This window comes from Trebonia sp. (genome assembly GCF_030042015.1).
Lineage (GTDB): Bacteria > Actinomycetota > Actinomycetes > Streptosporangiales > Streptosporangiaceae > Trebonia.
Genome location: NZ_JASIAL010000277.1, coordinates 1 through 10,891, shown reverse-complemented (window position 1 = coordinate 10,891; position 10,891 = coordinate 1). Strand labels below are relative to the sequence as shown.

Annotated in this window: 9 protein-coding genes, 1 pseudogene and 1 riboswitch; of the genes and pseudogenes, 4 read left to right on the top strand and 6 right to left on the bottom strand. The window is 71.3% G+C overall.

Going from position 1 to position 10,891, the window contains the following annotated elements:
* Positions 1–178 (top strand): annotated as a pseudogene (locus Q1N79_RS15105) (hypothetical protein); the annotation flags it as partial.
* 689 nt (positions 179–867) lie between these two features.
* On the opposite strand, the gene Q1N79_RS15100 reads toward Q1N79_RS15105, so the two are convergent.
* The 6 genes from Q1N79_RS15100 to sthA all read right to left on the bottom strand — a co-directional run bounded on the left by Q1N79_RS15100 (position 868) and on the right by sthA (position 7,407).
* Positions 868–1,989: an XdhC/CoxI family protein gene (locus Q1N79_RS15100; protein WP_300609568.1), complete on the bottom strand. Its 1,122-nt coding sequence runs from the start codon at positions 1,987–1,989 to the stop codon at positions 868–870.
* A gap of 71 nt (positions 1,990–2,060) precedes the next feature.
* Positions 2,061–2,936, bottom strand: coding sequence for an ATP phosphoribosyltransferase (hisG, locus tag Q1N79_RS15095; RefSeq protein WP_300609566.1), 876 nt, complete (start codon positions 2,934–2,936; stop codon positions 2,061–2,063).
* A 280-nt stretch (positions 2,937–3,216) separates the two neighbouring features.
* Positions 3,217–3,693, bottom strand: a complete 477-nt coding sequence (gene ribH / locus Q1N79_RS15090; RefSeq protein ID WP_300609564.1) for a 6,7-dimethyl-8-ribityllumazine synthase — start codon at positions 3,691–3,693, stop codon at positions 3,217–3,219.
* Complete coding sequence (locus tag Q1N79_RS15085; protein WP_300609562.1) at positions 3,690–5,033, bottom strand: bifunctional 3,4-dihydroxy-2-butanone-4-phosphate synthase/GTP cyclohydrolase II; 1,344 nt, start codon at positions 5,031–5,033, stop codon at positions 3,690–3,692. The genes ribH and Q1N79_RS15085 overlap by 4 nt, the downstream gene beginning before the upstream one ends.
* Positions 5,030–5,662: a riboflavin synthase gene (locus tag Q1N79_RS15080; protein ID WP_300609560.1), complete on the bottom strand. Its 633-nt coding sequence runs from the start codon at positions 5,660–5,662 to the stop codon at positions 5,030–5,032. Before Q1N79_RS15080 ends, Q1N79_RS15085 begins: the two co-directional genes overlap by 4 nt.
* Positions 5,663–5,785: 123 nt before the next feature.
* Positions 5,786–5,915, bottom strand: a riboswitch (FMN riboswitch).
* Positions 5,916–6,003: 88 nt separating this feature from the next.
* Positions 6,004–7,407, bottom strand: a complete 1,404-nt coding sequence (gene sthA / locus Q1N79_RS15075; protein ID WP_300609558.1) for a Si-specific NAD(P)(+) transhydrogenase — start codon at positions 7,405–7,407, stop codon at positions 6,004–6,006.
* A gap of 162 nt (positions 7,408–7,569) precedes the next feature.
* On the opposite strand from sthA, the gene Q1N79_RS15070 reads away from it, so the two are divergent.
* From Q1N79_RS15070 to Q1N79_RS15060, 3 genes are all read left to right on the top strand, one after another.
* Positions 7,570–8,634, top strand: a complete 1,065-nt coding sequence (locus Q1N79_RS15070; protein ID WP_300609556.1) for a hypothetical protein — start codon at positions 7,570–7,572, stop codon at positions 8,632–8,634.
* A gap of 18 nt (positions 8,635–8,652) precedes the next feature.
* The gene (locus Q1N79_RS15065) at positions 8,653–9,336 is read left to right on the top strand and encodes an HAD family hydrolase (protein ID WP_300609554.1); all 684 of its coding nucleotides are present in this window, start codon (positions 8,653–8,655) and stop codon (positions 9,334–9,336) included.
* Positions 9,337–9,767: 431 nt separating this feature from the next.
* A partial coding sequence (locus Q1N79_RS15060) for a sigma-70 family RNA polymerase sigma factor (protein ID WP_300609552.1) occupies positions 9,768–10,891 on the top strand: 1,124 nt, incomplete at its 3' end.

Sequence of the window (10,891 nt, the reverse complement as noted above, 5' to 3'; positions counted from 1 at the left end):
CTACCTGTCCGGCCAGAGCCGGGCCGAGCGCTTCGGGTACGTGTCCTGCGACCCCGCCACGCTGGCCCGCGACCTCGGGCTGCTGCTCGAGCGGGGCTGGACGCTGGCGGGGCTGCGCGCGTTCGACGCGTTCCCGATGACCCATCATGTGGAGTGCGTGGCTACGGTTGCCCGGTGACCCGCCGGAATCCGGCGCGTCGTCCCGCCACAGCCACGCGGGCATCCACCCCTTACGTCACATCAGCAACATCTGTCTTCTTTGCACACTTTGTGCGATCCTGGTGGCCAAATCCCCGGCTCTGGCGCAGATAGCGGATCACGCCCGTACCGGATGCCCCGGTCAGCACATGCCGTTCGCGGTCCGCGGTGATCCTCGCGGTGTGTTCGGGGTTTGTGCTGGCATGACGACGCGAACCCGGAACGTATCGCGGCGGCGGGCGGCCGGGATTGCCGGCCCGGGTGCCGCCGGGCATGGTACTGCGCCGGGGCGTGACGGGGCGGCCCCGGCCGCGGCCGGCGCGCCACATGAACCAGAATTAACCACCAGGATCTCCTTGCATGGACAAACCGGGTATTACGGGCGGCGAAATCGTCATGGAGTGTGCGAAGTCGCACGTGAGTGGCCCTTGTGACCAGCGGGACTGTGCCAGGGGCACCGCCCCGTCGGCGTGGCACACGGACGGTCGGCCGTACGGACTAGTGACGCGGCTTCGGCGCGCAACTCCCGTCACGATGCCGCACTTCGGTAGCCCCGGCGCCATGGTGCCACTTGGTGAACGGCCGACAGTGAGGCTGGTAGCGAGGGTGGCGGCGGTGGTGGTGGGTGCGGACCCCGGGGCTGGTGGCGCGGACGTGGACGGGGTGAGGTCAGGCGTGGGCGGTTTCGTGGTGGATGCGGCCCTCGGTCTGGGTGAGGGCGCGGCCGGTGCCGCCCCAGCGGAGCTGGATCAGCTCGGCGGCGATGGATACCGCCGTCTCCTCGGGCGTCCGGGCGCCCAGGTCGAGGCCGATCGGCGAGCGCAGCCGCGCCAGTTCTGGCTCGGTCATGCCGACAGCGCGCAGCCGTTCCAGCCGGTCCTCGTGCGTGCGCCGAGAGCCCATCGCGCCGATGTACCCGGCCGGGGTGCGCAGCGCGACCTCGAGGACGGGCACGTCGAACTTCGGGTCGTGGGTGAGCACGCAGATCACCGTGCGCGCGTCCACCTCGGCTCCCGCCAGGAACCGGTGCGGCCAGTCGACGATGACCTCGTCCGCGTCAGGGAACCGGGACCGGGTGGCGAAGACAGGGCGTGCGTCGCACACGGTCACGTGGTAGCCGAGGAACTTGCCGACCCGCGCGACGGCCGCCGCGAAGTCGATCGCGCCGAACACGAACATCCGCGGCGGCGGCGCGAACGAGTTCACGAACACGCTGAGCTCGTCGCCGCGGCGCTCGCCGTGCTCGCCGTAGCGGCGGATGCCGGTCAGCCCCTGGGCCAGCATGCCGCGCACGTCGTCGTCGACGGCGGCGTCGAGCCGCTCGCCTGCCCCCAGGCTGCCCGTGCTCGGCCGACCGTCATCGTCCCAGATCACCCGGCGGGCGCCGATCTGGCCGGGACCTGAGATCACCGTGGCCACGGCCACGGGTTCACCGCGGTCCACGGCCGCGGCGATGTCGCCGAGTTCGGGAAAGCGCTGCCTGCTGACTGGCTCGACGAAGATGTCCAGGATGCCGCCGCAGGTCAGGCCGACGGCGAACGCGTCGTCATCACTGACCCCGTATGTCTGCAGCACCGGGTGCCCGCTCGCGGACACCTCCGTAGACAGTTCGTAGACGGCACCCTCGACACAGCCGCCCGACACGCTGCCGATCACCTCGCCGCCCGGCGCGACCGCCAGCGCTGCCCCGGGGTCGCGCGGCGCGCTGCGGAACGTCCGGACCACCGTGGCGAGGCCGAACGTCTCGCCCGACTCCCACCACTTGGTGATCGTGTTCAGGATGTCACGCAATACCCCACCTCACGGTTCTACCGCCTGCAACAACGGTACGCGAGGGCTCGCTATGCCCGCCAGGCTGGCGATCACTCGACGATCTTGGAGATCGGGATCTCCAGGATGTCCTGCGCGCCGGCCGCCTTGAGGGCGGGGATGAGGGTGTTGACGCCGCGCTTGGGGACCACGGTCTCGACCGCGTTCATGTCGCCCGAGGCGAGCGAGGTGATCGTCGGCGAGGACATCGCGGGCAGCATCTGGGTGACCGCCGCCAGCTTGACGGCTGGCACGTTGAGCTTGAGCAGCACGTTGCCGCGCGCCTGGATGGCGCCGCGCAGCAGCAGCGCGATGTCCTCCATCGCCCCCCGCTTGTCCTGGCTGGCGTAGGACGACGGGCAGGCCACCAGTTCGGTGTAACTGGTCAGCAGGGTGTCCAGGATGCGCAGCCCGTTCTTGCGTAGCGACGACCCGGTCTCGGTAAGGTCGACGATCGCGTCCACGATGTCAGGGACCTTGGCCTCGGTCGCTCCGTACGAGGGGACCACCATCGCCCGCACGCCGTGCTCGGCGAGGAAGCGCGCGGTCAGCGACGGAAACTCCGTCGAGATCCTGATGCCCTCAGGCAGGTCGGCGGCGGTCTTCCAGGGCGAGCCGTCCGGCACCGCGAGCACCACGCGCACCGGGTTAGACGTGGCCTTGGAGTACTGGAGCTCGCCGAGCGAGACGACGTCCGCTTCGGTCTCGGTGATCCAGTCCCGGCCGGTGATGCCGATGTCGAACAGCCCGCGCTCCAGGTAGGACGGGATCTCCTGCGGGCGCAGGAACCGCACGCGGTCGATGCGCGGGTCGTCGATCGAGGCGTGGTAGTCGCGGTCGGATGCCCGCTGGACGGTGAGGTCGGCGGCGTCGAACAGGTCGAGGGTGGCCTTTTCCAGCGAGCCCTTGGGCAAAACCAGTGAAAGCATGGGGAAAGTCTCTCTCATCGCGGCGGGTGAGGGGCGGGGGACATGGGAGGATCGGGCGACCGCGAGCAGCCAGGAGCCGCAGGCACCACAGGGGCAGGTGCGCCGTCAAGGCGCAGCCGGGCTAGCGGGGACAGTCTCCCCGGAGCAGGTGCGCCGTTAGGCGCAGCCGGGGGGTCCGGGGGGTCGCCCCCGGACTAGCAGCGACGAGCCGCAGGCACCACAGAGGCAAGTGCGCCGTTAGGCGCAGCCGGGGGGGTCCGGGGGGTCGCCCCCCCGGACATCAATGTCGGCGGATGGAGCGCAGCAGGAGCGCGGTGTCCAGCGCTGCCACGACCGCCTCCCATCCCTTGTCCTCGCTGCTGTCAGGCAGCCCGCACCGATCGCGGGCCTCCTGCAGGGTATTACACGTCAGCACGCCGTTCCCGACGGGAGTTCCCGCGTCAAGCGCCACCCGGGTCAGCCCGGCGGTCACCGCGTCGCAGACGTACTCAAAGTGCGGGGTGCCGCCGCGAATGACCGCGCCGAGGCACGCCACGGCGTCGAAGTGCCTGGCCAGCTCCGCCGCCACGACGGGGAGCTCGACCGCGCCGGCCACGCGGACCACGAGCACGTCTTCGACCCCGCAGGCCTTCGCCGCGGCGCTGGCCCGGTCAACCAGGGAATCGGCGATTTCCGCGTGCCACCGCGTGCCCGCGATCGCAAGCGTCAGGTCAGCGGCGTCCACGGTCTCGAGCTGTGGGCGCCCCGCTCCGCTCATCCTGCTTTCTCTCCCGTGACAGGAACGACCGCCGGGGCGGGAACCGCGTGTCCGTTCGGCGTAATGCTCTGCGGGGGGTCCGGGAGGTCGTCCCTGCACAGGGTGATCTGGTGCCCCAGGCGGTCCCGCTTGGCCGTCAGGTACCGGAGGTTGTGCGGCGTCGGCAGCGGCGGCAGCGGGATGCGCGTGACGCCGAAGCCGTGCTGGGCGAGCGCGTCCACCTTCGCCGGGTTGTTGGTCAGCAGCCGCACCGAGCGCACGCCGAGGTCGGCAAGCAGCTGGGCGGCCACCGAGTACTCGCGTGCGTCCACCGGCAGCCCGAGCTTGAGGTTCGCGTCCACGGTGTCGGCGCCGGCGTCCTGCAGCGCGTAGGCCTGCAGCTTGCTGAGCAGCCCGATGCCGCGGCCCTCATGGCCCCGCAGGTAGAGGACCACGCCGCGGCCCCGCTCGGCGATCGCCGCCATCGCCGCCTGGAGCTGCGCGCCGCAGTCGCAGCGCTGCGAGCCGAGCACGTCGCCGGTGAGACATTCGGAGTGCACCCGGGTCAGCACGTCGCTGCCGTCGCCGATGTCGCCGAGGACGAGCGCGAGATGTTCGGCGTGGTCGACGTCGCTGCGGTACCCGTAGGCGCGCCACCTGCCGTGTGAGTTCGGGATCTGGGTCTGCGCGACCCGGGTGACCAGGCGCTCGGTGCGGCGGCGATAGTCCGCGAGCTGCTCGATCGAGATCAGCGCGAGGCCGTGGGAGTCCGCGAACTGGCGCAGCTTCGGCAGCCGCATCATCGTGCCGTCGTCGTTGACCACCTCGGCGAGCACGCCGGCCGGCGGCAGGCCGGCGAGCCTGGCCAGGTCCACCGCGGCCTCGGTGTGGCCGGGGCGGGCGAGCACGCCGCCCTCGGCGTACCGCAGCGGGAAGATGTGGCCGGGTCGGACGAAGTCCGCAGCGCTGCTTGCGGGGTCGGCGAGCTTCCTGATCGTGGTGGTGCGGTCGCTGGCGGAGATGCCGGTGGTCACGTCCTGGCGGGCGTCCACGGTGACGGTGAACGCGGTGCGCATGCGCTCGGTGTTCTGGGTGGTCATCAGCGGGAGCTGCAGCCGGTCCAGGTCCTCGCCGGTCATGGGCGCGCAGATCACGCCGCTGGTGTAGCGGATCATGAACGCGAGCAACTCGGGGGTCGCCTTGCTCGCGGCGAAGATGATGTCGCCCTCGTTCTCCCTGTTGGCGTCGTCCGCCACGACGACCGGGCGGCCGGCGGCTATGTCCGCGATCGCGCGGCCGACCTCGTCCAGCCGGACCGCAGGCCCGCGGCTCTCGGCGGTCCCGGCGGTTTCGGCGGTCACCTCGCGCCTCCGATCAGTTTCTCCACGTACTTCGCGATCACGTCGACCTCCAGGTTGACCGTCTCGCCGGGTTTCTTCCTGCCCAGGGTGGTGCGCTTGAGGGTCTCCGGGATCAGGCTCACCTCGAACCACGTCTCGCCGAGCCTGGACACGGTCAGGCTGATGCCGTCGACGGCGACCGAGCCCTTCTCGACGACGTACCTGGCAAGCGCGGGCGGGAGGCCGACGCGGACGACCTCCCAGTGCTCTTGCGATTCGCGGCTGAGGATGGCGGCGGTCGCGTCGACGTGCCCCTGGACGAGATGGCCGCCGAGCCGGCCGGCCAGGCGCACCGACCGCTCCAGGTTGACCCGGGAGCCAGGGGCGATGTCCTTGAGGCTGGACCTGGCGAGAGTCTCGCCCATGACGTCCGCGGTGAAGCCGCGGGGCGGCGGGGGCGCGGTGGTCGCGATCCCCGGCGGGCCGGACGTGAGCCCGGTGACGGTGAGGCATACGCCGTTCACGGCGATCGAGTCACCCGGGCGGGCATCCTCGGTGACCGTGGAGCTGCGAATCGTGATCCGGGCGGAGTCTGCCAGGTGCTCCACCGCTTCGACTTCGCCAAGCTCCTCGACGATGCCGGTGAACATCGCGTCCTCCTCCCGGTCGGTGGCTCCGGGGGGACGCGGTGGGCGCCAGCTGGTCCGTGTCCTCGCGGCTCCCGCACCGTCGGTGCGAGGTACCACCGGGGGCACGGCCGGCGGTGACCGGCCGCGCGTGCTGCCTCCCATCCGGACTTTAACCGTCGGTCCCGGAGTTCCACCGGATCAGCCGGCCGCTGGTGCGGCCGGGTCGCGGACTTTCACCGCCGGTTCGGAGTTCCACCGACCCCGGAGCACGCTTGTGTTGCGCTAACTATTGTGCCACACCAGATATTCCCACCCCGAACCGGGGAATATCGATGGGCCTCTGCCGCGGTGCGCGGCGGCGTTCAGCCCGACATCCGGGTGACCGCGCGCATCTTGTTGGTCGCGTCGAGGGCGGCCACCTTGTAGGACTCGGCGAGCGTCGGATAGTTGAACACCGCGTCCACGAGGTAGTCGATGGTGCCGCCGCAGCCCATCACGGCCTGGCCGATGTGGACGAGCTCGGTGGCCCCGGTCCCGAACACGTGCACGCCGAGCAGCTTGCGGTTCTCCGGTGAGACCAGCAGCTTGAGCACGCCGTAGGAGTCGCCGACGATCTGCCCGCGGGCGAGTTCGCGGTAGCGCGACACCCCTACCTCGAACGGCACGCACGCCTCGGTGAGCTGGTCTTCTGTGCGGCCGACAAAGCTGATCTCCGGGATGCTGTAAATGCCGATCGGCTGCGGCACGTCCGTGGCGCGGGCCGGCTCGCCGAAGGCGTGGTGCGCGGCCAGCCTGCCCTGCTCCATCGATGTCGCGGCAAGCGCGGGGAACCCGATGACGTCGCCGACGGCGTAGATGTGCGGCACCTGCGTGCGGAAGAACTCGTCGACCGGGATCCTGCCGCGGTCGTCCGCGGCCAGGCCCGCGGCGTCGAGCCCGAGCTCACCGGTCATGCCCTGACGCCCCGCCGAGTACAGCACCGTGTCGGCCGGGATCTTCTTCCCGCTGCGCAGCAGCGCGATCGCGCCCTCGGGGTGGGACTCGACGGAGGCGACCGTCTCGCCGAAGCGGAACGTGACGGCGAGGTCGCGCAGATGGAACTTGAGCGCCTCGACCACTTCCTCGTCGCAGAATTCCAGCATCCGGTCCCGCCGCTCGACCACGGTGACCTTGGTGCCGAGGGCGGCGAACATCGAGGCGTACTCGATGCCGATCACGCCTGCGCCGGCCACCACCATCGAACGCGGCACCCGCTCCAGGTGGATGATGCCGTCGGAGTCGATGATCGTCTTGTCGTCGAAGGCCACGCTGTCCGGGCGGGCCGGCCTGGTGCCGGTCGCGATGACGATGTTGTCCGCGGTGACACGGCGAAGCCGGCCGCCGCCGTCGTCCACCTCGACCTCGTGCGGCCCGGTGAACTTGGCGGTGCCCGGGATGATCGCCACGCGGTTGCGGGTCAGCTGACTGCGGACCACATCGTTTTCCCTGGTCACCACGTGTGTCGTGCGGGCGGTCAGGTCGGCGATGGTGATCTCGTCCTTGACCTGGTAGGACTGCCCGTAGATCTCGCGCTGATCGACGCCGGTCAGGTAGAGGATGGCTTCCCGCAGCGTCTTGGACGGGATCGTCCCGGTATTGACGCATACGCCCCCGAGCATCGCCGGGCGCTCGACCACGGCGACCCGCCGGTCAAGCTTCGCGGCCGCGATCGCGGCCTTCTGCCCGCCCGGCCCCGAGCCGATTACCAGCAGGTCGTAGTCGTGCACATTACCAGTGTGGCAGTCCCGTCCTGGGAAACTGAAGCCTCGTAACATACAGTTCACTGCCATTCGCCTCGGGAAACAAAAGGTGACGGGAATGTCCGGGCCGGCGAAACCGCGGGCAGCCAGGGACCGTCTAAGAGGTGTCTGCTGAATCGAGGCACCTCTATGACCACACGACGCGCGCGGGCCAGCCACCTCCCCCTGCTCGCATCGCTCCCCCTGGTCGCCCTGGTCGCCCTGGTCACGCTGGCCGCCGGATGCGGGACGGTGCGCACGCCGCCGTCGGGGGGCGCGCACGGCACGACGGCGGCCCAGGCGACGGCCGCGCCCACGACGGCGGCCCCCGCACCGGCGACCGCGACGCCGGTGCCGACGACGACCGGCGGGAGCGTGCCCTCCGGGCAGTCAGCGTGCACGGGCTGGCCGGCGAACGCCGCGCACGGCTCGCTGCCCGCGTCGTTCATCCCGGTGGCGGTGCTGCGGTGCGTGCTCGGCGACCAGCTGATCCCCGGCAAGGGGGAATGGCAGACCGCGACCCTGGAGCGGGCCGACAAGGACCTGGGGCCGCTGATCGCGGCGCTGCGCCTGCCGCGGGGACGTACCACCCCGGCCATCATGTGCCCTGCCAGCGTCGTGCTGCCGCCGCAGATCGCGCTGATCAACGGGGAAGGGAAAACGCTGATCCCGCTGATCCCGCTGAACGGCTGCGGGACCACCGCGCAGCAGGTGCTCGTCGCGCTTGGCGAGCTGCACTGGCAGACGGTGTCCGTGCGCCTGGTCTCGCAGGTCGAGACCGAGCAGGAGGTCGCCACCGGCTGCGCGCCTGTCTACATGGACCCGTTCGCCGCGGACCGTCCGATCCCGGCGTCAGCGGGCGGCGCCGTATATCCCGCGTGGCCGGCGTCGCTGCGGATCTGCGTGTACTCCTCCGGCGGCATCGCGAGCGCGACGCAGTTCGTGGGGGGTGCCACCGTCACCGGCGCGACGAAAACGGATCTGCTGGCCGGCCTGTCGAGCGGCCGTAGCACGGGCCTGTGCGGGCTGCCGCACGCCAAGTTCGCGGTCGTCGCGGGCGCGGGATCCGGCTCCCCCGCGATCTACGTAGAGCTGGGCGGCTGCGACCGCGTCTACCGCTACGCATCGGGGACAAGCGGGCTGCTTGGCGTATCGACCGGCCAGGCGACCCCGCAGGCGGTCTCGATCATCGAGTCGCTCACGCTCCGCGGGTGAGTCCGTACCATACGGCTTATGGCGGTGCGGGCGGTTATCTTCGACTGGGGCGGCACGCTGACGCCATGGCACACGGTCGATCACGAGGCGCTGTGGCGCGACGTCTGCGCACCGCACTTCCCTGCCGACCAGGTGCCCGCGATCGCCGAAGCGATCCGCCGGGCTGAGTTCGAACTGTGGCGGCGGTCGGAGACCGCGCAGCAAAGCGCCACGCTCGATCACGTCTTCGCCCGCGCGGGGGTGAGCGTCGACGAGGCGTTCCTCGCCACCTACTTCCGCACGTGGGAACCGCACACCTACACCGACCCCGACGTGGCGCCGTTGCTGCGCGAACTGCGCGACCGCGGCATCCGGATCGGCGTGCTATCCAACACCATGTGGCCGCGCAGCGCGCACGAGCAGGTGTTCACCAGGGATAAGGTGCTCGAGCTCATCGACGGGGCGGTGTACAGCAGCGAGATCCCCTGGACCAAGCCGCACCCGCAGGCCTTCCGCGCCGCGATGGCCGCCGTCGGGGTGACCGACCCGGCGGCGTGCGTCTTCGTCGGCGACCGGCCGTACGACGACATCTTCGGCGCGAAGCGCCTTGGCATGCGCGGGGTGCTGATCCCGCACAGCGAGGTGCCGCCGCACGACGCCGTCGTTCCCGACGCGGTCATCGGCCGTCTTGCCGGGCTGCTGGCGCACGTGGACACGTGGTAGGCCGGGCCGGACCTTAGCGTCGCGGACAGCCGCGGCAAAGTTCTCAGAAAAATCCCGGGAAAAGTTGTTGGCGTCACGCAGGCCGGCCACTCATACAGGCGATGGGTGGAATCGCAGGAGCCCGGGCGGCGCCGGAGGGGGCGCCGGCCCGGGTGCCGCCACGAGCCGCGGCCTGGCTGACGCGAGAGGTGGGCGCCAGCCGGGCCGCGCCAGGAAGGGTGGGCCGGGGTGAGGGGCGCGGGGGCGCTCATCCCGGTCGCCCGCCGCGCCAGCGGCGCCGTCCTTTCCGGCGGCGACGCCGCCGGAAAGGACGGGACGCATGTGTTAACAGGGGTGCACATTCGTCCCTGGCGTTTCATCACTGTGTCGGGAACACGACAATGCCATCTTTTTCATCACCAACGGGAGGAAGGCACCGCTACCGTATGCCCATGCGCGACAGCGAAGCGGCCCTCGTCGCGTCGATCGTGGCAGGCGACCCCGACGGGCTCGCCGAGGCCTACGACAGGTACGCAGGTCCCCTCTACAAGTACTGCCGGTCAATGCTCGTCGACCCGGGCGATGCCGCCGACGCGGTACAGGACACGTTCGTCCTCGCCGCTTCGCGGCTCGCCGGGCTGCGCGACCCGGAGCGGTTGCGTGCCTGGCTGTACGCCGTCGCGCGCAACGAAGCCTTGCGGATGCAGCGGGCCAGGAGGACGACGTCGGTACTTGATGAGCCGCCTGACGTGGTAGACGAGAGCGCCGACGTCGGCGGGGACGCCGAACGCGCCGAGCTGCGCGCCCTGCTCGCCGGGGCTGTCGAGGGCCTGAACCCCGCCGAGCGCGAGGCCGTCGAGCTGCAACTGCAGCAGGGACTCGATGCCGCCGAGGTGGCGGCCGTGCTCGGCGTGTCCCGCAACCACGCGCACGCGCTGCTGTCCCGTGCCCGCGGGCAGCTCGCGGCCTGCCTCGGCGTGCTGCTCGTCGGCCGCACCGGGCGCGACGAATGCGAGGAGCTCGCCGCCATGCTCGCCGGCTGGGACGGGCGCCTCACCGCGGCGCTGCGCAAGCGGGTCAACCGGCACATCGGGCACTGCCCGACCTGCGCCGCGCGCCGTTCGTTCGAGCTGCGCCCGGCCATGTTGCTCGGCCTGTCCCCTGCTGCGGCGCTGGCCGCCGCGGCGGCCGACAGCCTCCGGCTCGAGGCAGGCCCGCCCGCGGAGCTCAAGGCCCACACGCTCGCGCTCGCCGCCGGGCACAGCCCCGCCGCGCTCGCGCACCAGGCCGCGGTGCTTGGCAGGGCCGGGGCGTTCGGGCGTTACGGCTTTCCCGAGCCGGTACACCCGGCGGCGGCAGCGCCGCTGCGGCACGCGGGCGGCAAGGGCGCGATCCGCTCGTCGCGGCGGCTGCAGGCGGCCGTGGCAGCCGGTGTCGTGGCCGCCGCCGCGGTCGCCGCGATCGCCTTCGCGCTGACCGGCAACACCGGCCAGGCCAAGCTGGCCGACGTCAAGCCGCCTGGCACCGGGCCTGCGGCGCAGGCCTCGGCCCAGGCGACGGTGCCGGCCGCCAGCAC